Genomic DNA, 26204 nt, shown 5'->3' on the forward strand with positions numbered 1-26204 from the left:
AAGCCAATCGCTGTTGCTTACAAAAGGCCTTTACAAATTCTTTTAATGATTCCCGGGCCTTCATAAATAAAACCAGTATAAAGCTGGATCAGAGAAGCTCCTGCTTCCAGTTTTTCTTTTGCATCTTCCGGTGAATGTATCCCTCCCACTCCAATGATCGGAAATGAACCTTTAGATTGCTGCGAAAGATAACGAATCACTTCAGTAGAACGACTCGTTAAAGGCTTACCACTTAGACCTCCTGTTTCCTTGGTAATTGTTTCAGAAGTATATAACCCATTTCGGTCAATGGTGGTATTGGTTGCGATCACGCCGGCTATCCCAGTTGTCTGTACAATTTCAACAATATCGTTCAATTGGTCATTGGTCAGATCCGGAGCAATCTTTAATAAGATAGGTCGGCTCACCCCATTTTTTAAATTTCGGTCCTGTAAGGTCTTAAGCAAATTGGTTAAAGGCTCTTTTTCCTGGAGTTCCCTTAAACCTGGCGTATTAGGAGAACTCACATTCACCACAAAATAGTCAACTACATCAAAAAGACGGTCAAAGCATTTAATATAATCGTTAACCGCCTCTTCGTTAGGTGTTGTTTTATTCTTTCCTATATTTCCACCAATAACAATACTAGAATCTTTTTTCTTTAAAATCCTTAAGCGTTCGGCAAGGGTGTCTACACCTTTATTGTTAAAGCCCATTCGGTTAATGATCGCCTGATCTTCCTCCAGACGGAACATCCTTGGCTTATCATTACCTGGCTGAGGCATAGGCGTTACCGTTCCCACTTCAATAAATCCAAACCCAAGATTGCTCAAGGCCTCAATATATTCTCCATTTTTATCAAAACCAGCAGCCAGTCCAACAGGGTTTTTGAATTTGATTCCAAAAACCTCTCGTTCCAGGCCTTTTATATTCACATCAAAACTACTCCTCAGAATGGTTTTCCCCAGAGGGAAATAATCATTAAACCACTTTAGTCTTTTAACTACAAAGTGATGTACTTTTTCCGGATCAAACTGGAAGAAAACAGGTTTTATTATGCGATACATGCAGCGAAGATAGGAACGTTTTTACCGATCACAAAGCCATTCAGTTAACTTTTTAAAGAATCCACCAATAAAAAGCTATAAATAAGCATATTCTTACCTCTTCACAACAAATAAATGGAGGTAAAAATCGTATTTTTGCAGCCACATGATTTCGATAAACGACTTAACATTCCTTATAGGCTCCAGAGCTTTATATGATGAAGCAAACTGGCATATAAAACCCGGTGACAGAGTTGGCTTAATTGGCGCCAACGGAACCGGAAAATCTACCCTTTTAAAAATAATTGTTGGAGAATACGCACCTTCTTCAGGTTCGGTTTCCATGTCTAAAGATCTTAAAATAGGTTACCTGAACCAGGATCTTCTTTCTTACGATTCCCACCATAGCATTCTGCACGTGGCGATGGAAGCGTTTGAACGTCAAAACCAGCTTCATGATGAAATTGAAGCGCTGCTAAAAAAAATTGAAACAGACTATTCTGAAGAGGTCTTAAATAAATTGAGTGATAAACAACAGGAATTTGAAGCGCTGGACGGTTACAATATCGAATACAGAGCCAATGAAATCCTTGCCGGTCTTGGATTCAGTTCTGAAGATCAGCACAGACCACTAAACACTTTCTCCGGAGGATGGAGGATGCGTGTTATGCTGGCCAAGATCCTCTTGCAAACCCCAGACATCCTCTTGCTGGATGAGCCGACCAACCACATGGACTTACCTTCCATCAAATGGCTGGAGACCTATTTAATGAGTTTTGAAGGCGCTATTGTGATCGTTTCTCACGATAGATATTTCCTGGATAAAGTGGTCAACCGTACCGTAGAATCCCGCAAAGGAAAACTTACAGCATATGCCGGAAACTATTCGTTCTACCTGGAAGAAAAAGCACTGAGAGGGGAAATCCAAAAAGGAGAATATAAAAACCAACAAGCTAAAATCAAACAGGAAGAACGCCTGATCGAACGCTTTAGAGCCAAGGCAAGCAAAGCGAAAATGGCCCAGTCCCGTATGAAGGCCCTCGACAAAATGGAGCGTGTGGAAGATGTGGATGATGATAACCCAACGGTTAACTTCAGCTTCAAGTTTACCAAGCCTTCAGGCCGCCACGTCATTAGAATCGAAGAAGCGAATAAAAGCTATCCGAATGTACATATATTGGAAAATGCAGAAGGCGTAATCGAAAAAGGAGATAAAATTGCACTTATCGGAGCAAACGGTAAAGGTAAATCGACTTTATTAAGAATTATTGCCGGTGCAGAAGGCTTTGATGGTAAATGTGAAACTGGTCATAATGTAACCACCACTTTCTTTGCCCAGCACCAGTTGGAATCCCTGCACCTGGACAATACCATTCTGGAAGAACTGCAGGCCTTTGCTCCTAAACACACCGATACAGAACTCCGCTCTATATTAGGTTGTTTCCTGTTTACCGGTGATGATGTATTTAAAAAGATCCGGGTATTATCCGGAGGAGAAAAATCGAGGGTAGCTTTAGCCAAATCACTGACTACAGATTCCAACTTCCTGATCCTGGATGAGCCAACCAACCACCTGGATATCCAGTCTGTAAACATTCTGATCCAGGCCCTGACACAATATGAAGGGACTTTCATTGCCGTTTCCCACGACAGGTACTTCCTGGACAATGTAGCCAACAAAATATGGTTCATTGAAGACAGGGATATTAAAGAGTATCCTGGAACCTATGCAGAATACGAAGAATGGAATTCCAAAAGACCGCCTGCAGCCGCTACAAGCATCCCATATAAACAAGAGAAAGAAGCCAAACCAAAAGCTGAAGAAAAGAAGGCGGCGACACCAAATACACAACAGCAACTGAAGAAGCTGAATGATCAGCTTCAAAAAGCAGAAACTGAAATTGCAGTATTGGAAAAAAATGTAAAGAACATTGAAGAAGAACTAGCCAGCGACCAGGTTTACGGAGACCCGGTTAAATTAGCTGCAGCCAATAAAAAATATCTGGATGCCAAACACCTGCTCGACACTGCACAAAATGCATGGGAAGATCTGGCATCTGAAATTATGGAAATGGAAGGCAAATGATAAAAACAGGCAGATTGTTCTTTTTTTTAATGATCAGTGTCCAACTGGCTTTTGCACAGCAAACACTTGTCTATGATAACAAGGTTTATTTACCTCAAATTAAAACCGTACAGTGTTATAATAAACAAAAAGAACAATCTGCCCCTGTTATCGGCCTGAAATCTGGAGAGCAGCTCCTTTTTTCTTTTGACGACCTCAATGGAGGCAGCAAGAATTACTGGTATTCTGTTGAACATTGCAGCTCAGACTGGAAATCGTCCAGAATATCGACACTGGATTATGTAGAGTCCTTTGCTGAAGACCGGATTATAGATTACAAGTATTCCTTTGCAACATTGCAAAAATTTACGCATTACAATCTGAGTCTTCCAAACGACCAGATTAAATTGAAAATTTCCGGTAATTACCTGCTTAAGGTTTATGAAGATGGAGACCCGAAGAAGCTGGTGGTAACACAAAGGTTCTATGTCACAGATAACCGCGTAAATGCAGGAATTGAAATTACCCCCAGCCTGCAAATCCCAGAAAGACCTTATAATCAAAAGCTCAACCTGTCTATTTTCCATAAGGGACTGTCCGTACAAAACCCATACACAGATATTAAGGCAGTCGTTATGCAAAACCTGGATCCGGAAACGGCCATCATCAATACCAAACCCTCTTTTATCAAACCAGATAATTTGACCTATAATGACGTAACCACCAATGATTTTAAAGGTGGGAACGAATTCAGAAAGTTTGACCTCAGAAGCTTAAGGTATCCCGGAGAACATGTACAACAAATCGTTAAGGACAGCATCTACAATGCAGTTCTATTCCCGGATATCGTAGCCACTACCCAAAAGTACACCAGTCAGTTTGACGAAAACGGCAACTTCTTTATCAGGAACCAGGACGGAAGAGATGACAATACAGAAAGCGACTATGTTCAGGTACTGTTCACTTTAAATGTACAGCCTCCAAGTCCTAAAGGTGATGTTTATGTCGTTGGAAGATTCAACAACTATAACCTTCTTGAAGAAAATAAACTAAGCTATGATCCCGGAAAAAGAAGATATAATGGACATATCCTCGTCAAACAAGGTTTATACGACTTCAAATACATCTGGAAAGACCAGGAAACCGGTAAAATAAACAACACCGTTTTCGAGGGTTCTTTCTTTGAAACAGCAAACACTTATCAGGTATTTGTCTATTACCGCAGACCCGGCAGCCGCTGGGATGAACTCGTTGGCTATACCAATATCGATTCCGTAAAGCGTTAAACTTCTTTCCGTACCCAGACCGAGATATTTCCTGCTATACAGGCGAACTGTGCCCATCCTTCTTCATTGATCACCACCTCCTCTGCAATACGCCCCAATGCATCTATAAATACCTGGCCTGCATGCCTGGCACCAATCTCCATATCTTTAAATCCCTCGTTACTGTTGCTCATCACTACCGCAAAACCTGAGCCAGGCATTTCATCTGTCCCTTCCCTGGTCCAGCCAATACAACTTGGATAGTCAAAATAATCCCTTTGCAGACCAAAAGCCCGCGTTTTTCTGATCTGGCAAAGTACAGGCAGCTCTTCAAGGGCAACAAGCTCCACCTCCACATCCTCTCCCTCTTCATTCTTGTCCGTATATTTACACCCATACAGATCAGGATAAAATAAACAGGGAATCCCCTGTTCACGCAACAGGATCAGGGCATAAGCCATGGGCCTGAACCAAAAATCGACATAAGATTCCAATGCCTGAAGTGGTTGTGAATCATGATTATCTACAAAGGTGACCGATAATTCCGGGTGATAAGCCACCAATGTCCCCTCGAAGATTTTACTGAGGTCGTAATCTTCCCCCTCCTTACCAGCCAGATAAAGGTTATGGTGCAGAATAGAATCAAACAACTGCATCCTTCCGTCAGTACGCTGCAGGTAAACATCAAGCTCTTCCACATCCTCTATAATCCAGTTCTCTGCCACAACAAAGAACTCCCTTTCAAAGGTACTTTTCATATGGTCCAGCCATTCATTGAGAAAATCGGCGGATATGTGTTTTACCGCATCCAGCCTGAAGCCATCCATACCACAGGTCTTATAATACCATTCTCCCCAGCGCTTCAATTCCTCCCGCACCGCAGGATTCCTGAATTCAATATCATTGAACATCAGGTAATCATAATTACCATATTCTGTAGAGGGTACATCTTCCCAGCCCTCCCCATATTCATTCTGAATAGAGAAAATACCGTCTTCCGGCGGATTCTCTGAGCGGTCAATACCACTAAAACAACGATGATCCCAAACAAAATCAGAATACAAACCCTTTCTCCCCGGAAAAGTAAATTTCGTCCAGGCCTCGATATCCATCACATCAGAAATAAACTCCAAACGGTTATCAGGATCCACCTTCCTTACTTTTATGGTCTCCAACTCATCTGCACCCGCTTTATGGTTAAATACCACATCTGCTATCGTAGAAATCCCGGCATCCTTTAAGGCCTTGACCGCTTTAAGATAACTTGCTTTAGTGCCATATTTGGTGGGTATGCTGCCTTTCTGGTCAAATTCACCAAGATCAAACAGATCATAACAATCATAACCTACCGAATATCCACCTGATGTGGCCTTATAGGCAGGCGGCAGCCAGGCACCGGTTACACCAAGAGCGCTTAAATTTCCTGCTTCTTTCGCAGTCTTCTCCCAAAGTTGTTCATTTTCATTATAATACCAGTGAAAATACTGGATCAATAGTTGATTGGTCATGCTGTAATTGTGGTGCTTTTTTGATGCTTATGCAATACCATAACATGAAGTTGCACAATTTGTTTATTTTTGCAGAGATTATGAGTATAAAAGTTAAGACCCCTAAGGATTCATTCACCATTATGAATGAACTGGTATTGCCAAACGATACCAATACATTAAACAATCTGATGGGGGGAAGATTACTTCACTGGATGGATATTGCAGCAGCCATATCCGCACAAAAACATTGTAACCGGATCGTCGTGACCGCATCTGTAGACAATGTTTCTTTTAAACAGGCCATAAAACTTGGCGATGTGATTACGATTGAAGCGAAAGTGACCAGAGCTTTTAATACTTCTGTTGAAGTCCGCCTGGATGTGTGGGCCGAAAACATCCCTTCAGGAAGCCGCGTAAAATCTAATGAAGCCTATTACACCTTTGTCGCAGTAGATCAAAGTGGCAGAACAATTCCTGTACCGGAACTTGTTCCGGAAACCACAGACGAAATTGAATTATTTGAAGGTGCTTTAAGACGCAGGCAACTTCGTCTTATCCTTGGCGGAAAAATGAAAGCAAATGACGCCCTGGAACTCAAAGCCCTATTTTTTAAGGAATAACTAGCAGCACTTAATTATGACCACGTATACAACACTTATCATTTTAAGCGGACTGGTCATATTTTCATATCTGTTTGACCTGGTCGCGAGTAAAACAAAACTGCCCTCGGTTCTTTTACTGCTCCTTTTGGGGATTGGTTTAAGACTGCTGGTAGACAAACTGAATGTCCATCCCTATAACTTTATGGGCATCCTGCCGGCCCTGGGAACCGTTGGCTTGATTCTCATTGTATTTGAGGGCTCCCTGGAGCTTAAATATGACCGGCACAAAAACAAACTGATCAAAGGGGCTTTTCTCTCTGCTCTGATCATTCTCTTTGCCACAGTAAGCATCATTACCTTTATCATTTACCAGATCACCGGCAGGGAATTGTACGTTTGCTTTACCAACGCCATTCCTTTTAGTGTGATCAGCTCTGCCATAGCCATTCCTTCGGCAGCCGCGCTTACCGGTAAAGGAAAAGAATTCATTATTTATGAATCCTCCTTTTCAGACATTCTGGGTATTATCCTGTTCAACTTTGCCATTTCCAATCCCAACATCTCTATTTCTTCTTTTACAGGATTGGCCATGAATACCGCGCTGATCATTATCTTTTCAGCCATATCCTGTATACTACTGCTTTACCTGATGGGAAAACTATCTCATCACATCAAATTTTTCCTGATCATTTCTATCCTGATCCTGGTTTACGCCATCGGACAATCTTATCACCTCTCTTCCCTGGTGCTCATCTTATCCTTCGGATTGTTCCTGAACAATGCCGATGCCATAGAACACGCCTGGTTTAGAGGGATATTTATTTATAAGAACCTTTCAAATGATCTGACGCAACTCTATCAGCTCTCCGCAGAAAGTGCCTTCATTATCCGCACATTTTTCTTTGTGATCTTTGGGTTCACCATGAACATCTACGATCTGAACAATGTTGACATCATAGCCAATGGATTATTTATACTGGCTTCCATATTCGTAATCAGGTTTGTGTATTTAAAGCTGTTCAGGAAAGACAACAGCGGAGCAGAAGTATTTATAGCACCAAGAGGACTCATCAGTATCCTGCTTTATTTTAACCTGCCAGCATCCTTAAAAATGCCCCAGGTAGGACCCGCGTTCTTATTTATGGTTGTACTCGGATCAAGTTTAATCATGAGCATCGGCCTTCTTACCTCCAGGAAAAAGATAAAAACTATGGAGGAATAACCCTTAATTGTCTTTAATACTTACAGCAGCCCTAAGTTCCTCAGGTGCAGAAGCATTATGCTCCGGATCCAACTGGTAGGCCAGCGAACGATAGGTAAGGTCTTTGAATTCTTCTTTATAAATCCGTTCGTCGTAATTGATTTTAATATTAGCCAGACTTTTATTCATAAAGCCCCAGGAAGAGGTTAAGCCATTAAGTGCAGTATTGTAAAAGCTGGTGATGATCCTGCCGCTGAGTTCTTCTTCTATGGTTGGATCCTTTTCGCCCCATTTGCGAACCGGAACCATCTTGGTTGAAAATTTATCGTAACTTTTTGGTTCGTAGTTCAGGTATTTCTTATACTCAAAGCCTTTGATCTCTTTGAGTTTGATGTTTTTGATCTCTCCGGGTTTAAAAAAAACAAGCGAAGTATCTCCCTTGACGCCGATACTATCCGGAGTAACCTGATACAAAACACCTTTAAACACTTCTTTCCCGGTATTGATTAATGCCATGCAGGGCTTCACCTGTGCAGAGCTCTTTAATTTACTTACAATTAAAAGGCAAGTGAGAAGGGTACAGACATGTCTTTTCATAAGCAGCTATTTTATTCCAATTTAGGAAATAACCGCGGCAAAACAAATAAAGTTTGAAAATTGTCAAAAAAAAGTAATTTCTAACTTCCCATCTCCAGAATTTTGTCAAATTCTTCGGCCTTCAATTTCATCACAGACAATCTTCCCTGTTTAACCAGAGAAATCTCTTTTAAGCTTTCTTCAGCCTTGATCTGCTCCAGTGTAACCGGATGTTTTAAGGTTTCTACAGGCGCCAGATCCACGACTACCCAGTTGGCATCATCAGTAGTAGGATCCTGATAGAACTCTTTAACTACCTTAGCTACGCCTACCACATGCTTACCCTCATTACTGTGATAAAAAAGGACAAGATCACCTTCCTTCATTTCTTTGAGGTTGTTGCGCGCCTGGTAATTGCGTACACCGTCCCAAAAGGTGCGGCCATCCTGATTAAATTTTTCCCAGCTGTATTTGAAAGGTTCTGATTTAACTAAAAAGTAGTTCATGGAGCAAAAGTAAAAAATATGTTTAAAAAAAAGCATCCTGAAAAATCAGGATGCTTTTAAATCGGTATAAAAATAGATTAGCTTTTTGGATCCAACGCAGTATCTATCCGTTCAGAAAGATCCTGCAAATGGTACTTACTCAAACCAGATGCTTGTGCAGTTGCAGATTTTATTGCCGAATTCAACGATCTTAACTGGGCCTTAACCACAGAAACCACATCATTCCTTGAAGGACTCATTCTTCTGTCCATTCCTCCCATAGAAGATGGTCCGGAAGGCGCAGATGCAGGTGCAGGTTTCACTACCGCAATCAGGTTTTCTACATAGGCTTTCTGCAGGTTGCGGCGATAAACATCAATATTTCCGTTGCTTTGCAATTCAGTAAATACACTGCCCTGAAGGTCTGTAAACAGATCGGTAATCTTATAAGCAGACGCTCCATCCGCAGCTTCTGCCGAAATCAACTTTGATAAAGTTGCCGAACTCAATAACCTACCCAATACAGGTGCTTGCAACCTGTTGATCAATTCCACCGGATCTGCTCCTGTATTGTTCAGGATCTCCGGACTCAATAACCAGGAAGGGGTGCGGAACAAATTCTGATCTAAAAACACCATAGCTTCCTTCTGCATCGCTGCCGGGGTTCTTTCATAAACCGTTCCAACCTGCTCAACAGTTTTCGGAGTTTCATATATGCCTCCAATATTCTTCGCCACATGTCCCATATAGCGGCTAAACTGACCAGTCAGCTGACCATACATATTCTCCAGGTTGTCATAACCTTCATTCGAGCTTCTGGTCCATTCTGGTAATTTTGCCAGGATTACTTTCAGATTTTTAATCCCGTAAGTACTGGCGATCATTGCATTATCTCCTAAATCCTCATTTTGCGAACGCGGATCATCCGGATTCATTTCTGTACCAAACCACAAACGCTTATTTTTCAGTCGCTCCACCGCAATCTTATTCAGTACAGGAACTTCAGCTGACGGATTTTTAGCCTCAGGCAACAATTTATAACCCCATTCAATCGCCCATTTGTCATAGTCTCCTATCCTTGGATAGATTCCTTTAGGAGAAATTTTATCTTCAGGCTGTGCCACATAGTTAAAGCGGGCATAATCCATAATAGAAGGTGTATGTCCGTTGGCTTCCACAAAAGCTTTATCACGCAGTTTTTCCACCGGAACGGTAGAACTTGATCCGTAGTTATGACGCAAACCTAAGGTATGTCCCACTTCATGTGAAGACACAAAACGAATCAGGTCTCCCATCAATTCGTCGCTGAATTCCATTTTGCGTGCCCTTGGATCTATAGCTGCCGCCTGGATCATATACCAGTCATGCACCAGCTTCATTACATTGTGGTACCAGTTGATATGACTTTCTATAATCTCTCCACTTCTTGGATCTGCAATACTTGGCCCGCTGGCATTAGAGATTTCAGAAGGTTTATAAACAATTGCAGAGTGCGTTGCATCATCCAGGCTCCAGGTCGAATCCTGCTTGGCTGTAGGTGCCATTTTTGCCTGCACGGCGTTTTTAAAGCCAGCCTGTTCAAAAGCCTTCTTCCAGTCATTAACTCCAGCCATCAGGTAAGGCACCCATTTTTTTGGTGTGGCAGGATCGATATAGAAGACAATCGGTTTAACAGGCTCTACCAACTCCCCTCTTTTGTATTTGGCCATATCCGAAGGCTTAGGCTCCAATCTCCATCTTTTGATAATCTGAACTTCTTTTACCCCCTGAGGATTCAAATCAAAATCGGTATAACCTACCGCAAAATATCCCACTCTAGGATCAAAGTACCTTGCTTTCATAGGTACTTTAGGTAAGATCACCAGCGAAGTATTTAATTCCATTGTCGTAGAACCCGATGCCCCTCCTGAAGGTGCACCGCCAGGACCAGGTGCTGCCGCTAGAGAATAGGTTTTAACCGTACTGATCTCTACATTTCTTGGAAAACTGCGTACATTCTGGATATAACTTCTGTCTGCATTTGGCATTCCAATACGGAACTGGGTTTTAGCCTGTGCTGAACTAAAGTAAAAAATCTCATTATCACTGTTGATATAATCCGTCATATCAATAACACTTCCTTTCTTATCTGCTGTATAGGCTGCAATATTAAATGAAGCTGCAATCGCCTGGATATTGGAATTTTGCAGTGACTGGTACATCGCTGTTGTACTGTCCGGACCATAAGTCCTGAAAGACAGTTTACGCATAAAGATTTTGTTGTTAGGCCCTTTGTCAAAGCGGATCACGCTGCTACCAATTTGATCGCCTGCATATCCGGAGGCCGAACGCACTTCTGCACCTGCTTTTGAAATCCGGCTTACCACAAGAATTTCTCTTCCAAGCGTGGAATCTGCCAGTTCAAAGAAAAATTTATCGTCCAGTTTATGAACGGTGATCATCCCTTTACGGGTAACTGCCTTGTCGGTAATCACCGTGGCATAAGGTTTCGGTCCTGGTTTAGCTTTTGGATCGCCAAAAGCACCCGGGCCCTTTTTTGTAGAGTCTGTCACCGCCGGAGGTGTAACCGGCTTGGTTTGGGCATAAACAGAACATATACCGACCATTACCATGGCTGGTATTAATAAGGTTTTTTTCATGAATTCAGTTAGGTTTATTTGAATGTTCCCTGCAAAGATAAGCGGCCTGAATGGTATTTAGGCACACCTCTTCTATAACTTTACAGTTACAAAGCGATAAATTAATGAATCATTTTAAACAACAATTCTTTTAAGAGCTCCCCATCTGTTGTATTACCACTGCTGTCTACCCCCTTGCTTTTCAAATCATATTCCCTGAGCCAGGAAATAATATCAAAGGTTTTATTGAGGTTAAAGGTCCTGGCTGCAGTTTCGTAGTCTTTCACAAAGTAAGGATTTACCCCAAGTTCTTTAGCCGCATCATTCTTATTGGGCAAATAATGATATTTAAGGATTTTGGAAAAGTAAGAATTCAAATTGGCCATCACCATCACCATTGGATTAGCTTTTGGGTTATTGGCAAAATAATTTATAATCTGGTTGCATTTCAAAACATCTCTTACGGCCAGGGCTTTCTGCAGTTCAAACACGTTGTATTCTTTACTGATCCCGATGTTTCTTTGCACCAAATCGGTATCTATAGTAGTCTCCTTACTGATGTTGAGCATCAGTTTCTCGACCTCATTAGCGATCTTGGAAAGGTCTGTCCCCAGATATTCAGCCATTAAGGCCGCTGCCTGAGGCGCTATTTTATAGCCTTTTTCTTTAACCAGTTCCTCTATCCACTGCGCCAGTTTATAATCTCTTACCGGATCCGATTGAAAGACCAGGCCTGACTTCGATATTGATTTAAAAAGCTTTTTCCGTTTATCGAAATTGGCATATTTGTAGCCCAGCACCAGAATGGTTGAAGTCAGTGGCTTTTCAAAATAGCTTTGTACAAATTCTGCTTCTTTACTGCTGCCTTCAGTTTCTTTCCCCCATTTCAGGTCCTGTGCTTCCTTAATCACCACCAATTGGTAATCAGACATCATGGGATATCTCTTCGCTGCGTTCAGTATCGTAGCCATATCAGTATCTTTACCGTACAATACAGTCTGGTTGAAGCCTTTTTCCATATCATTCAGCACATGTTCTTCCATGTAATGAATAATCTGGTCTATATAATAGGGTTCTTCACCATGCAATAAATAAACAGGCTTAAACTTTTTGGCTTTGAGGTCTTTTATAATATCTGAAGCAGTCATATAATTATCCAAATGTAACGGCTAAAAACTAAATATTAAAGGTTATTTTTGCACAAATGGCATTTAACCCTATTCCGCTTAATCTTCCGGCCTATCCTTTCAAAATTACCAGGAAGGAAGAACAGCTCTATATTTTCGACGAAATCCGCAAAAAACATCTCGTCCTGACCCCAGAAGAATGGGTGCGCCAGCACTTTATCCAGTTCCTGATCCTGGAGAGAAAGTTCCCAAAATCACTCATCCAGATTGAAGGCGGCTTAACATTGAACAAACTCCAGAAAAGAACAGACATCGTGATCTACAACACCAGCGGCGAACGCATCATGATTATCGAGTGTAAAGCGCCCTCCGTTAAAATCTCCCAGTCCGTCTTTGACCAGGCCGCCAGATACAATTCCGTACACAAAGCCAAATGGCTTGTCGTCACCAATGGATTGAAGCATTGCTATGCGCTTATCAACCATCTGGAAAGCCGTTTTCTCTTTGTAGAAGAGTTGCCTTTGTATCCATCCCTGTAAACTGAATTTGCTTAAAAATATACTTGGCTTTGCTTAAAGCAATATACGTGCTTTGCTTAAAGAATAGAAAAAAAGAGGAATGCTGTTTCAAGGCTGCGCCGGCTTAGGCGCCCTGAAGAGGGCGCAAACCCGCCAAGGCCTCTCAACAGCATTCCTCTTTTTTTTGCAAAGTTTCATACCTGCAATTCGCAAACCCCATTCATACTAAAAACAGCACAAACACCTTTTCCTTCTCTGCACACTATCCAGATTTCACCTTCTTCTCTGCATCATACCCAGATCTCCCCCCTACTTATGGCGCGGTAACATAACACCCTCTGCATCATACCCGGATCTCCCCCCTGCTTATGGCGCAAGCAAAATCTACTGTGTCTGCGAAAAGGCCTTAGCGGGTTTGCGCCCCCTTCAGGGCGCCTAAGCCGGTGCAGCCTTAGAGTCAGACCAGCAGATTTTGCGGTAACATAACACCCCCTCTGCATCATACCCGGATCTCCCCCCTGCTTATGGCACAAGCAAAATCTACTGTGTCTGCGAAAAGGCATTGGCGGGTTTGCGCCCCCTTCTGGGTGCCTAAGCCGGCGCAGCCTTAGAGTCAGACCAGCAGATTTTGCGGTAACATACAACTTTAGTACTTTTGCTAATAAAACAACAACCACTTGTTTTATTAGATTATGAAGACAAACAAATTCTTAATGCTGCTGAAGACACGCGGTGCCTTAACTGCAGCTGAAATCGCCAAAGAACTGGGAATGACCAGTGAAGGCGCAAGATTACAGTTGTTAAAACTTACCGAAGAAGGACTGATACAGAGCCAGCATGAATCCCGGGGTGTAGGCAGACCAACACAATTCTTCACACTCACCGCCATGGGCAATGCTGGTTTTCCGGATACCCATGCCGAACTTACCGTTAAGCTGATCCAGCTCATCAAACAAAATCTGGGAGAAGAAGCACTTCAAAGCGTGATCAATGCCAATGAAATCAGCGGCAAAGAAAAATACCAACGCGAACTGGAGTCCCTAAGCGACCTGGAAACCCGAATTGGACGCCTTGCTGAGATCCGGACAAGAGAAGGCTATATGGCAGAGTACAGTAAAGACGAAGAAGGTTATTTACTCATAGAAAACCACTGCCCCATCTGCGCCGCTGCCCAGGTATGCCAGGGCTTTTGCAGCTCGGAACTCAATACCTTTAAATTTGTGTTGGGGAATACCGTAGACATCTCCAGGGTAAACCACATCATTGCAGGCGACAGAAGATGCGCCTACAGGATTACCCTAAAAAAAGCGAGCTAAAGACCCTCAAATCCTTAGCTCGCCGCTCTTTATTTATATATACCGTTTAGCTTACCAACGCAGAAAGACTTTCTTCAATAATCCTGATCTTGGATTCTGCATCCGCCTGCTTATTGCGTTCATTTTGAATAATCTCCGGTTTTGCATTCTGTACAAAACGCTCATTACCCAATTTCGCATTTACAGACTTCAGGAAGCCATGCAAATAAACCAGTTCCGCATTTAAACGTTCTCTTTCTGCATCCACGTCAATAGTCTCATTCAGCTGGATAAAGAACTCATCGTTCCCAACCATAAAGCTCGCAGCACCTGCAATCTTATCGTTTACAAACTCCACCTCATTGATATTCGCCAACTTGAAAACAATATTCAGCCATTTCTCATAATCCAGGGTAGAATTCACCTTAATATTCAAAGGCAAAGCCTCTTTAGGAGAGATCTGTTTTGTATTTCTGATGTTCCTGATCTCTGCAACCACCTGTTTAACAACCTCAACATCTTTTAAGATCTGACTTTCTGCAGTTGTAAAAGTTGGATAAGGCGCAACAATGATACAATCCAGTTCCCCTTTTTCACCAAACAGTTCATCATGCCATAATTCTTCCGTAAGGAAAGGCATAAACGGATGCAATAATTTTAAGATCCGCTCAAAGAAACCAATGGTCGCTTTCAAAGACTCTGCATCAATAGGATGCTGATACGCCGGCTTAACCATTTCCAGGTACCAGGCACAGAAATCATCCCAAACCAATTTATAGGTCGCCATTAAAGCTTCAGATAAACGGTATTGCTTAAAGTTGTCTTCAATTTCAGCTAAAGCCTCGTTGAAACGGTTTTCAAACCAGGAGATCGCCTGTGCATTTGGATTCTCCAGCTGATCGTTAACTTCCCAGCCTTTCACCAAACGGAAAGCATTCCAAATCTTGTTGGCAAAATTCCTTCCCTGCTCACAATAGCTTTCATCAAACATCAGGTCATTACCTGCAGGAGAACACAACAACATTCCTACCCTTACACCATCGGCACCATATTTTTCAATCAGGCCAATCGGATCCGGAGAATTTCCCAGAGATTTAGACATTTTACGGCCCAGTTTATCTCTAACAATGCCCGTCAGATACACATTGGTAAAAGGCTTTTTACCCATAAACTCATGGCCAGCCATAATCATACGCGCCACCCAGAAAAACAAAATTTCAGGTGCGGTAACCAGGTCATTCGTAGGATAATAATAGCTGATCTCTTTGTTTCCCGGATTCTTAAACCCATCAAACACAGAAATTGGCCACAACCAGGAAGAAAACCAGGTATCCATTACATCCGGATCCTGTTTTACAAAAGGCGACAACTGATTTTTATAACCCGCAGCCTCTTCTGCTGTAAAATCACCCGCTTTATCTTTTAATTTAAGAAATTCCTCTAATGCCTCTTCTTTAGTTTTGGCTACTACCCAATTGCCCTGGTGATCGTACCAGGCCGGGATTTGCTGCCCCCACCATAACTGACGGCTGATGTTCCAGTCGCGCACATTTTCCATCCAGTGACGGTAGGTGTTCACAAACTTTTCAGGAATCAGTTTAACATCTCCGTTCAGTACATCGTCTAAAGCCGGTTTAGCCATTTGATCCATCTTACAGAACCACTGCATAGACAGCTTTGGCTCAATCGCCGCATCCGTACGCTCAGAAAAACCAACCTGCGATTTATAATCTTCTACCTTATCCAAATGGCCTGCTTCATCCAGCAATACTGCAATTTTCTTTCTTGCAGCAAAGCGGTCTTCACCTACCAGAATAACAGCAAGCTCATTTAAAGTACCATCATCGTTCAGGATATCAATAACAGGCAATTTATGTTTAACACCCAGCTCATAATCATTCAAATCATGTGCAGGCGTTACCTTCAAACAACCCGTACCAAAGTCCATCGTTACATATTCATCTTCAATAACCGGGATTTCACGGTTAATTAAAGGTACAAATACCTTTTTACCCTTTAAATGGATATAGCGCTCATCATTAGGGTTGATACAGATCGCCGCATCGGCCATAATTGTTTCCGGACGTGTTGTAGCAATCGTAATAGAATCTTCAGAACCTGAAATGGTATATTTAATATAATACAACTTCTGGTTCACTTCCTTACGGATCACCTCTTCATCAGAAACCGCCGTTTTCCCTGCTGGATCCCAGTTCACCATACGGATCCCCCTGTAGATCCAACCTTTTTTATAGAGATGGATAAAACTGTCAATGACTGCAGCAGACATATCCTCTTCCATCGTAAAGCGCGTACGGTCCCAGTCGCAGCTGGCCCCCAGTTTTTTCAACTGATCAAGGATAATACCTCCGTACTTTTCTTTCCATTCCCAGGCATAAGTCATAAACTCTTCACGGGTAATGTTTTCTTTACTGATCCCTCTTTCCTTCAGCATTGCTACCACTTTTGCTTCTGTAGCAATAGAAGCATGATCTGTTCCAGGTACCCAGCAGGCATTTTTACCCTGCATACGCGCCTTACGGATCAATACGTCCTGAATGGTGTTGTTCAGCATGTGCCCCATGTGCAAGACCCCGGTGACATTTGGTGGAGGAATTACAATTGTATAAGGCTCACGTTCATCAGGCTCAGAGTGAAAAAACTTCTTTGAAAGCCAGTAACTATACCATTTGTCTTCGGTTGCTGCCGGATCGTATTTTGTAGAAATGCTCATTATATGCGAAAAAAATATCTGTATGAGTTGCAAAAATAAAGAAAAAAAGACAGATGACCGAAACAAAAAAAGGTCTGATGCACAAGTTGTACACCAGACCTTTTTCATCAACTAAAATACCTCTACTTTAAATTCTGCATAAAGTAATCGGTCACTTTCTGGTACAAATGCGCACGGTCTTTACCCAACACATTGTGTTCGTGTCCAGGATAAATCATATAATCTACCTGAACCCCTTTATCTACAGCGCTTTTCACTAAAGAAACCGTATTCTGCTGCAACACAACGGGATCCTGCATACCATGGATCAATAACAATTTACCTTTCAGGTTTCCAATTTTCTGCGTCAGATCTGTTGCAGCAAAACCTTCAGGATTTTCCTGAGGGGTATCCATATAACGTTCAGTATACATTACCTCATACAAGTTCCAGTTGATCACAGGTCCACCAGCAACTGCCGCTTTAAACACCCCTGGATGATTCAGCATAAAATCAACCGTATTGAAACCGCCAAAACTCCAGCCAAACAAACCCATCCGGTCTGCATCTACGTAAGGCAAAGCTTTCAGATAATCTACTCCGGTCATCATATCCTGCATCTGCACATCACCAACTCTGCGGAACATGGACTGCTCGAAAGCCTTACCCCTGTTGTCACTGCCATGCGTATCCATCACAAATACTACATAACCTTGTTCTGCCATATAACGGAACCAGTAATCACCAGCACCCGCATTCCAGCTGTTCAGGATCAGCTGCGCATGAGAGCCACCATACCAATACACCACTACAGGATATTTTTTACTGGCATCATAACCTACTGGCTTATATAAACTGCAGTACAAAGGATCTCCTCCGGCACTTTTAACTGTGAAGATCTCTGATGCTTTAGTATTGTAATCTGCCAAAGGATTTTTAGCCTGTAATAAAGTCTTTGAATGTCCGCCCGCAACTTCCGAAAGCAAGATTGTTCTTGGATCCTCTGGCGTACTGTAATTATCAATAATACTTTGTCCGGAAGTACTTACCTGCGTCACGTGCACGGCAAAACCACTGGTCAACCTTCTGGACTTAGCCGCTTTCACATTCAATGCATATAAATTCCTGGTAATTGGCGACTCCTCTGTAGAAACATAGAACAGGTTATCTCCTTGTTGGTCAAAGCCTTTTACTTCCAAGACTTCCCAGCTACCCTTGGTCAGTTGTTTCAGCAATTTGCCATTCACATCATACAGGTATAAATGATTCCAGCCATCGCGGTTGCTTTGCCAGATGAATTTTGAAGGATCATTTTTCAGGAATAGCATAGGCACCAAAGGCTCCACGTACTTCTCGTCTTTCTCTTCAAATAAGGTTTTTATAAAATCACCACTCACTGCATCATATTGATTCAGCTTCATATGGTTCTGGCCACGGTTCAATACAGCAATATAGATATATTTATCATCCGGGCTCCAGGCAATATTGGTCAGGTACTGTTCTGCCGGCTCCCCTGTTTTTAAATACACCACCGTTCCGGTTACCACATTATATACACCAACCGTAACATGATGACTCTTTTGTCCCGCCATCGGATACTTAATGTTTACATTTTTTGCAGGGATGCTTGTCCAGTCAATGATCGGATAATCGGCCACCATACTCTGATCCATTCTATAAAAAGCAAGCACTTTACCGCTATTGCTCCAGAATGTACCTTTAGAGATTCCAAATTCATCCCGGTGAACAGAAGAAGCATATACAATATCAGAACTGCCATCCTGAGTCACTTGCTTAGCATTTGCACCATTGGCAACAAATAGATTAAAATGATCCAGGTAAGCGGTATAGCCTGCTTTACTCTGCTCTACATTGCCTTTGGCCGTCGTTACTGCATCAATTAAAGTAGTAAAACTACCCGTAGCCGGATTATACGCTACCTTCTCTCCTTGAATATTTAAAATCCAGTCTGCCCCCTGGTTAAACTGAACCATAGGCATCGCTTTCAATTCTGTTCTGCCCGCAGCTTTCAGTTTTTGATTCAACTCCTCTAAAGTCAATAAGGTTTTTTCTTCCTTGCTTTTAAAATCCCCCGCAAGCCAGGTCACCTCGTTTCCCGAACGTTTTGCATACACATATTGTTCGGTTCCATAAACAAACTGGATCTGGGAGAGATTTTCAGGTGCCAGCGTTGTTCTTGCATTCAGCATTGCATCCTGCATTGTTAGGTTCTTATTTTGTGCACCCGCATAGAAAAACAGGCTCAAAAAAGGTAATACTAAAAGAAATTTCTTCATGCTTATAAATTAGTTGGCCAAATGTAGTGAATTTTAGAATGCCGGGGTAGAGCGCCCTGAGCGCCCATTCATATTAAATAAATTCAGATCTGCACAATAAATTATGTTAAAAAATGTTAATACTGTATAAATCACGAGATCATGAAGTCGCTTAAAGTATTTTCTTTTACAGGGCATATCATCAGAAAACTGGGCTTAACCAAACTCTATTATTGGTTCAACAAGTAAAATTTTCATTAGACAGGCTAATTGTTTAAATCTATTCCCTAATTTCAGTTTTTATTGTACCTCGTTGTACAAACTAACTTATAAATAAAGATTGACGTCAGGTTTTCACCTATTCCTGCCCCAGTCTTCTTTGAGACATAGATAAAACACGTATGAATTTACAAGAACTGAAAAGCTATTTTGCTATTTTGGGAATTGTGGCCGCCAGCTATTCTGCTTCCGCACAACAACATCCAGCTAAATTAATCGATCCGGCAAACATGAACCTGAGTGTAAAACCAGGAGATGATTTTTATGAATATGCCAGTGGCACCTGGATTAAGAACAACCCCGTTCCAGCCAAAGAAACCCGCTGGGGAAGTTTCAATGAACTCCGCGATTTCAATATCAATGCCGTAAAAGGTCTGGTACAGGACGCTGCCGCAGATCGATCTGCACCCGCAGGTTCTCCCAAAAGACGCGTTGGAGATTTCTATACTGCCGCAATGGACAGCCTGACCATTGAAAAATTAGGCTATACCCCCATCAAAGCAGACCTTGCCCGCATCAAAAAAATAAAAGACCTTCAAGGTGTGCTCCAGGAAACCATTACCATGCGCTCTGCAGGCATTGCCAGCCCGATGTTTGGCTTCTATGTTTCTCAAGACAGAAAGAATGTCAACAAATACCTGCCATCTTTGAGCCAGGGAGGCACTACACTTCCAGACCGCGATTATTATCTGAAAGACGATTCCCGTTCTGTAAAGATCAGAGAAGCCTACACAAAATATATGACCACCCTGTTTACCTTAACAGGAAGTTCTGAAGCAGAAGCTGCTCAAAAGGCCGCCACCGTAATGGCTATAGAGAAGCAACTTGCCCAGGCCCAAATGAGTCGCCTGGAGATGCGAGATCCTTATAAAACCTATAATAAATTTACGGTATCCGATCTCTCCAAAACGACCCCAGGTTTAGACTGGGCAGCCATTCTTCCAAAACTTAAAGTAACCGAACAAGATACCTTGCTGGTTTCAGCACCAAAATTCTTTACCAGCCTTGATGGCTTACTCAAAACCGTTTCCGTAGCAGACTGGAAAACCTATCTGGAATGGAACGTGTTAAAGAACAGCGCATCTTCCCTGAGTTCTCCCTTTGTAAACGCAAACTTTGCATTTACACAAGCACAAACCGGTCAGCGTGTACAAACACCAAGATGGCAAAGAATGTCTTCCTTAACCGATAACAATATCGGCGAACTCCTTGGACAGTTGTACGTAGCCAAATACTTTAAGCCTGAAGCCAAAGCCAGAATGGAAGAACTGATCAAAAACCTGCGTACCGCGTTTGAGATCAGAATTAAAAACCTGGAATGGATGAGCCCGGCAACCAAAGAAAAAGCGCTGGAAAAACTTCATGCGTTTACGCCAAAAATCGGTTATCCTGAACACTGGAAAACTTATGAAGGTTTAGTGATCACTCCAACTACCTATTTCCAAAACCTCCGCAATGCAGACGTATGGGCATATAACGATATGATCAGCCAATTGGGCAAACCAGTAGACCGTACCCGTTTCGGAATGACACCTCCAACCGTCAATGCCTACTACAGTCCAACCATGAATGAAATTGTATTCCCTGCCGGAATCCTGCAATTCCCATTTTTTGCCCCGGATGCAGATGACGCCGTAAATTACGGTGGAATCGGAGCCGTTATCGGCCATGAAATGTCTCACGGATTCGATGACAGCGGCAGCCAGTACGATAAAGACGGTAACCTGCGCAACTGGTGGACAGCAGACGACAAAGCCAAATTTGAAGCCAAGACCAAAGCACTCGGCGAACAGTTTGACAGCTATACTGTATTAGACACCATCCACGTTAACGGAAAACTGACCATGGGCGAAAACATCGGCGACCTGGGCGGCCTGAATGCAGCCTACACCGCTTTTAAACTGACCAAACAAGGACAGTCTGAAGAGAAAATTGATGGCTTTACTCCTGATCAGCGTTTCTTCCTTTCCTGGGCGCAGGTTTGGAGAGGAAATATCTTGCCGGAATCAGCTGCACAATTGATCAAAACAGATCCACATTCTCCAGGTCCTTACAGAACGATTGGCGCACCAGTAAATATGGATGCCTGGTACAAAGCATTTGATGTGAAACCAGGAGACAAACTGTATAAAAAACCGGAAGACCGCATCCGCATGTGGTAAGTAATAAATAAAAACAATGAAATAAAGGCATATAGATATCTATATGCCTTTATTTATTTAGTTATAAATATTATAGAATCTGCATTCGTTTATTTAATGCGGAACGGTAGGCATCAGAAACCGGAACCAGGCTTTTATTAATGATCAATGTTCCACCCTCCAGGGTATCTATCTTATTCACGTTGACGATAAAAGAGCGATGAACCCGCAGGAACATGCTTTGTGTAAGTTTTTGTTCTACTGATTTTAAAGAAGAGTGGATAGAATACACCTGATCCGGAACATAGATCTTCACATAGTCTCCCATGGCTTCCAGGTATAGAATATCTGCCGCTTTTAACCTTCTCACCACATTTGAATCCCGGATAAAAACAAACTCATCCTCTTTATGACCAATGGAGATACTTTTGGTCTTGTACAAATCCCTGGCCTTCTTAACCGCCTGCATAAAACGAACCGGAATAATAGGTTTGGTCAAAAAGTCCACCACATTCAAATCAAAAGCCTCCGCAGCATAATCTGTACGACCTGAGGTAAAAATAATCATCGGCCGTTTGTCACCAAGGTTTCGCACCAGTTCAATCCCTGTCATGCCAGGCATTTCAATATCCAGGAACAGGAGATCAATCTGGCCTTCCAGAACCTCTTTGCAGGCATCGATTGCATCTTCACATTCTTTAATGAGCGTTAAAGAAGAATCCATACTGATCATCTGCTTCAATGCAGTAAGTGCAATTTTGTTATCATCAACAATTAAGCAATTCATTAGGTATCAGATTTCTTTGTACTAAAATAATTACAATTACTAAGAAAAAGAAAACTAATCGACTTAAATAGCAAAGGAGCTTAAAAAATCTCAAAGCGTTTAATTCTTCATTCATCGTGCCTTTTTGCCTTTCTGCCTATCGCTTATATTATCCTATTCTCCGGCAAACTAATTTTGCTACCACAATAATAAACAAGTAAAAACATCTGGAAACGGCCATCAGTACATACGTGATCGCTTCCTAAAAAGATTCAACAATTTTTAATCTATGAGAACAATAAAAAACTTATTTCTAATCGTGATCAGCTTATTCGCAGCCCAATTTGCCCATGCCCAAACTGGCAGTATGAAAGATCCGGTAAGCTTCAAATTAAAAAACGGCTTAACCATTATCGTGGCTCAAAACACAGGAATTTCTAAAGTATATGCTAATTTCAAATCAGAAGATGATGCGGTTAAAGAAGCAGAACAAGAAGGCTTACAAAACCTGGTTACTGATCTTTTTAGTGCTTCTGAAAAAGAAACCAACGGCAAAATCAATGAAGTCAAAGCCTACAACAGCAATCAAATTGATTTGTCTAAAGCTTACCTCACCATTGCCGGAAATATTACCCCATCTGCCGCTAAAGCCATTGCGCAAAAAGCATTTGGCGACTGGAAAGGAAATACCACCACAGAATCCTCAAAATAAAGACCAAAGCGGTCACCTTCTCTGTACTCGCAGATAAGATGGCCGCTTTCTTACAACCGATAAGTAAAATATTCAGCAATTTAAACGGCTTTTCTGCTAATTTTGGAAAAATGAATACACTTATCCAAACCGCCGACGGCTCCAATACCCTGTATAATGAAACCATTGGAGAACATTATCACTCCAAACATGGCGCCGTACAAGAAAGCAAGCATGTATTTATAGATGCAGGCCTAAAATACGCAGAAGAAAAATTCCCTGGCAAAGCCTTGTCCATCCTGGAAATTGGCTTTGGTACCGGCTTGAACTTCCTGTTCACAGCAACATATGCTGCAGAAAAAAATCTAGACATTGATTATACAGGCATTGAAGCCTATCCCTTAAGCCAGGAACAACTCAGCAGCACAGGCTATGATCAATATGTTCCCGCTCCGGTTTGGGAAAGTTTGAGCAGCCATTATGAAGCTGCCCTGACAGCACCAGCCAGATTAAACCCTTTACTACAACTTTTCATTCCACATATCCAGCTGGAAAATTTCAAGGATACAAAATCCTACGACCTGATCTATTTTGACGCTTTTTCTGTACAGCACCAACCTGAAATGTGGTCGGATGAGATCATTGGCCATGTATGCTCCTTCTTAAAACCAGGAGGAATTTTTGTAACCTACGCCATCACCGGAAAGTTAAAACGTGCTCTAAAAAGCCATGGCCTGCAAATTCAAAAACTTCCAGGCGCTCCGGGTAAACGGGAAATGTTACGGGCTGTAAAAAACGAAGATTAATTCCTGATATTGACATATCCAGGACAGAATTTAAAACCTCCGGGCTATACATTTGTTATTCAATCTCGTTAATTATTGATCATGGATAAAAGAAAATTAGGTAATACAGACTTATTTGTTTCCCCAATTACCTTTGGGGGCAATGTTTTTGGATGGACCATAGACCAAAACAGATCCTTTGAGATCCTGGATGGCTTTGTAGAAGCCGGCTTTAATTTCATCGACACAGCCGATGTATATTCCAGATGGAACCCCGGAAACCAGGGCGGAGAATCAGAAACCATTATTGGAAACTGGCTAAAAGCCCGCAACAACCGCAAAGACGTGATCATTGCCACCAAAGTCGGCGCTGATATGGGAGAAGGCAAAAAACTCACCAAAAAATACATTACCGCAAGAGTAGAAGATTCTTTAAAAAGACTTCAAACAGATTATATAGACCTGTATCAGAGTCATTATGATGATCCTGAAACCCCAGTACTGGAAACACTTGAAACTTATGACGAACTGATCCGCGCCGGCAAAGTGCGCTGGATTGGCGCATCAAATTATTCTGCAGAACGTTTAAAAGAATCACTGGAAACCAGTAAAAAACACAGTCTGCCGGTCTATCAAACTTTCCAGCCAGAATATAACCTCTATGCCAGGGAACATTTTGAAAAAGAATACGAAGAACTTTGCCTGGAAAACCACCTGGGCGTGATCAACTATTACGCCTTGGCCAGCGGTTTTTTATCTGGAAAATACCGGTCAGAAGCCGACTTAAACAAAAGTAAAAGAGGTGGTGGTATAAAAAATTACCTCAATGAAAGAGGTTTCAGAATCCTGAAAGCACTAGACCAGGTATCGGAACAATACAACTCCAACCCGGCAAGTATTGCCCTGGCCTGGCTGATTGCCCGTCCATCTGTTACAGCCCCGATTGCAAGCGTAACCACAAAAGATCAGCTAAAAGATCTGATTAATGCAGCCGCTTTGAAACTAAACACAGAAGATATTGCTATATTAGATCAGGCAAGCGACTGGAAATAAAAAACAATTGATCATAAAAAGCGCCCTGCCAGAAAAAACTGGCAGGGCCTTTGTTTTAAAAGGCCTTTAACACATCAGGATATAACGCATGAAAAACATCTCTCTACCGTTCCACACCAAACTGGCCATGGTACTGGTCTCCATCATCAGTCTTATTTATATCGCTATTTTAGGAGAAACCATCCTTGCCCCATTTATGTTTTCTTTCCTGCTGGCCTTGCTCCTGCTTCCGCTGGCCAATTTCCTGGAAAAAAAACTCCGGTTTAAAAGAAGTCTTTCCTCCATCGTTTCTGTGGTGGTGATGCTGTTTGCCATTAGCAGTATCATGTATTTTTTCGCCAATCAGCTCAGCGATCTCTGGCAAGACTGGCCTTTGTTAAAAACACAAGTCACCAATACCTTTCATGAAGCACAGGAATGGATCAACCATACGTTCCACGTAGACGCAGAAAAGCAACTCAAATATATCAATGACACCGCTACCGGAGCACTGGCTAAGAGCGCTACGGTCTTAGGCACAACCTTGCTTACGGTATCGTCCACCATGCTGTTTCTCTCCTTTATCTTACTCTTCACCTTCTTCATTTTAAACTACAGAAGGATCCTGTTTACCTTTTTAACCTCTGTATTTAAAGAAGAACATGCAGATAAAGTAAAAGACATCATTGAGCAAATCCAGTACATCATCAAGAAATACATCACCGGGTTATTTCTGCAAATGGTGATTGTAACCATACTTATGGTGGGTATATTATCTCTTCTGGGTGTTAAATACGCCATATTATTAGGTCTGGTGGCCGGTATTTTTAACCTGATCCCTTACCTGGGTATCTTTACCGCCCTGGCCATTAGTGTACTGATTACTTTCGCTACCGCTGGTGGCGCCAAAGTATTGCTGGTGCTGATCACATTCATTGGCGTACATGCACTCGACGGTAATATTTTAATGCCCTTAGTGGTGGGCTCAAAAGTAAAAATCAATGCCCTTATTGCCTTTGTGGGGATTGTAGTGGGTGAAATGATCTGGGGTATCCCTGGTATGTTCCTTTGCATCCCCTATCTTGCCATGATGAAGATCATCTTTGAACGTGTTGATCCCTTAAAGCCCTGGGCTATCCTGCTAGGCGAAGAACAACATGAGAAGAAAAAGCGCCGGGTTTACCGGATCACCAAAAAGATAAAACTGGAAGAAAAAGACTAATAAAAGGATATTATCATAATGATGATTACCTT

The 26204-nt window shown here is 42.1% G+C and carries 20 protein-coding genes; 11 read left to right on the forward strand and 9 right to left on the reverse strand.

What is annotated here, in order from left to right; translation table 11 throughout:
- Window positions 1-17: 17 nt before the first annotated feature.
- Window positions 18-1046: a quinone-dependent dihydroorotate dehydrogenase gene (locus R2S08_RS25990; protein ID WP_316837856.1), complete on the reverse strand. Its 1029-nt coding sequence runs from the start codon at window positions 1044-1046 to the stop codon at window positions 18-20.
- A gap of 145 nt (window positions 1047-1191) precedes the next feature.
- Between R2S08_RS25990 and R2S08_RS25995 the strand changes: the two genes are divergently transcribed.
- Entirely contained in the window at window positions 1192-3111 is a 1920-nt protein-coding gene (locus R2S08_RS25995; protein WP_316837857.1) for an ABC-F family ATP-binding cassette domain-containing protein, read from the forward strand.
- A complete protein-coding gene (locus tag R2S08_RS26000; protein WP_316837858.1) occupies window positions 3108-4376 on the forward strand; it encodes a DUF5103 domain-containing protein in 1269 nt (422 codons plus the stop codon). The genes R2S08_RS25995 and R2S08_RS26000 overlap by 4 nt, the downstream gene beginning before the upstream one ends.
- Here R2S08_RS26000 and R2S08_RS26005 read toward each other — a convergent pair.
- A complete protein-coding gene (locus R2S08_RS26005) occupies window positions 4373-5863 on the reverse strand; it encodes an alpha-amylase (protein ID WP_316837859.1) in 1491 nt (496 codons plus the stop codon). The genes R2S08_RS26000 and R2S08_RS26005 overlap by 4 nt on opposite strands.
- 80 nt (window positions 5864-5943) lie before the next feature.
- Between R2S08_RS26005 and R2S08_RS26010 the strand changes: the two genes are divergently transcribed.
- Window positions 5944-6465 carry an acyl-CoA thioesterase gene (locus R2S08_RS26010; RefSeq protein ID WP_133778051.1) on the forward strand — a complete coding sequence of 174 codons (522 nt, stop codon included), beginning with the start codon at window positions 5944-5946 and terminating at the stop codon, window positions 6463-6465.
- A 16-nt stretch (window positions 6466-6481) separates the two neighbouring features.
- A complete protein-coding gene (locus R2S08_RS26015; protein WP_316837860.1) occupies window positions 6482-7669 on the forward strand; it encodes a sodium:proton antiporter in 1188 nt (395 codons plus the stop codon).
- Window positions 7670-7672: 3 nt separating this feature from the next.
- Here the strand turns inward: R2S08_RS26015 and R2S08_RS26020 are convergent, their stop codons facing one another.
- The 4 genes from R2S08_RS26020 to holA form a co-directional block, all read right to left on the reverse strand.
- Window positions 7673-8245, reverse strand: a complete 573-nt coding sequence (locus R2S08_RS26020; protein WP_316837861.1) for a hypothetical protein — start codon at window positions 8243-8245, stop codon at window positions 7673-7675.
- Between the two features lie 80 nt (window positions 8246-8325).
- The gene (locus R2S08_RS26025; RefSeq protein ID WP_316837862.1) at window positions 8326-8730 is read right to left on the reverse strand and encodes an EVE domain-containing protein; all 405 of its coding nucleotides are present in this window, start codon (window positions 8728-8730) and stop codon (window positions 8326-8328) included.
- Window positions 8731-8807: 77 nt separating this feature from the next.
- On the reverse strand, window positions 8808-11348 hold the full coding sequence (locus R2S08_RS26030) for a zinc-dependent metalloprotease (protein WP_316837863.1): 2541 nt from the start codon (window positions 11346-11348) through the stop codon (window positions 8808-8810).
- A gap of 101 nt (window positions 11349-11449) precedes the next feature.
- On the reverse strand, window positions 11450-12475 hold the full coding sequence (gene holA / locus R2S08_RS26035; protein WP_316837864.1) for a DNA polymerase III subunit delta: 1026 nt from the start codon (window positions 12473-12475) through the stop codon (window positions 11450-11452).
- Window positions 12476-12531: 56 nt separating this feature from the next.
- Between holA and R2S08_RS26040 the strand changes: the two genes are divergently transcribed.
- The gene (locus R2S08_RS26040) at window positions 12532-12993 is read left to right on the forward strand and encodes a type I restriction enzyme HsdR N-terminal domain-containing protein (protein WP_316837865.1); all 462 of its coding nucleotides are present in this window, start codon (window positions 12532-12534) and stop codon (window positions 12991-12993) included.
- A 671-nt stretch (window positions 12994-13664) separates the two neighbouring features.
- Complete coding sequence (locus R2S08_RS26045; protein ID WP_316837866.1) at window positions 13665-14288, forward strand: metalloregulator ArsR/SmtB family transcription factor; 624 nt, start codon at window positions 13665-13667, stop codon at window positions 14286-14288.
- 46 nt (window positions 14289-14334) lie between these two features.
- Here R2S08_RS26045 and R2S08_RS26050 read toward each other — a convergent pair whose 3' ends face one another.
- Window positions 14335-17001 carry a valine--tRNA ligase gene (locus tag R2S08_RS26050; RefSeq protein WP_316837867.1) on the reverse strand — a complete coding sequence of 889 codons (2667 nt, stop codon included), beginning with the start codon at window positions 16999-17001 and terminating at the stop codon, window positions 14335-14337.
- 122 nt (window positions 17002-17123) lie between these two features.
- On the reverse strand, window positions 17124-19277 hold the full coding sequence (locus R2S08_RS26055) for a S9 family peptidase (protein ID WP_316837868.1): 2154 nt from the start codon (window positions 19275-19277) through the stop codon (window positions 17124-17126).
- Window positions 19278-19657: 380 nt separating this feature from the next.
- On the opposite strand from R2S08_RS26055, the gene R2S08_RS26060 reads away from it, so the two are divergent.
- Window positions 19658-21697, forward strand: coding sequence for a M13 family metallopeptidase (locus tag R2S08_RS26060; protein ID WP_316837869.1), 2040 nt, complete (start codon window positions 19658-19660; stop codon window positions 21695-21697).
- A gap of 70 nt (window positions 21698-21767) precedes the next feature.
- Here R2S08_RS26060 and R2S08_RS26065 read toward each other — a convergent pair whose 3' ends face one another.
- On the reverse strand, window positions 21768-22463 hold the full coding sequence (locus R2S08_RS26065) for a LytTR family DNA-binding domain-containing protein (protein ID WP_316837870.1): 696 nt from the start codon (window positions 22461-22463) through the stop codon (window positions 21768-21770).
- A 268-nt stretch (window positions 22464-22731) separates the two neighbouring features.
- Here R2S08_RS26065 and R2S08_RS26070 point away from each other — a divergent pair, with 268 nt between their 5' ends.
- The 4 genes from R2S08_RS26070 to R2S08_RS26085 all read left to right on the forward strand — a co-directional run bounded on the left by R2S08_RS26070 (window position 22732) and on the right by R2S08_RS26085 (window position 26172).
- Window positions 22732-23154 (forward strand): hypothetical protein, encoded by a 423-nt coding sequence (locus R2S08_RS26070; RefSeq protein ID WP_316837871.1) that lies wholly within the window; start codon window positions 22732-22734, stop codon window positions 23152-23154.
- Between the two features lie 110 nt (window positions 23155-23264).
- A complete protein-coding gene (mnmD, locus tag R2S08_RS26075) occupies window positions 23265-23939 on the forward strand; it encodes a tRNA (5-methylaminomethyl-2-thiouridine)(34)-methyltransferase MnmD (protein WP_316837872.1) in 675 nt (224 codons plus the stop codon).
- 81 nt (window positions 23940-24020) lie between these two features.
- Window positions 24021-24971, forward strand: a complete 951-nt coding sequence (locus R2S08_RS26080; RefSeq protein WP_316837873.1) for an aldo/keto reductase — start codon at window positions 24021-24023, stop codon at window positions 24969-24971.
- An 88-nt stretch (window positions 24972-25059) separates the two neighbouring features.
- Window positions 25060-26172, forward strand: coding sequence for an AI-2E family transporter (locus R2S08_RS26085; RefSeq protein WP_133777853.1), 1113 nt, complete (start codon window positions 25060-25062; stop codon window positions 26170-26172).
- Window positions 26173-26204: the final 32 nt, after the last annotated feature.

This window comes from Pedobacter nutrimenti, from assembly GCF_032678445.1.
Taxonomy (GTDB): Bacteria; Bacteroidota; Bacteroidia; order Sphingobacteriales; family Sphingobacteriaceae; genus Pedobacter; species Pedobacter nutrimenti_A.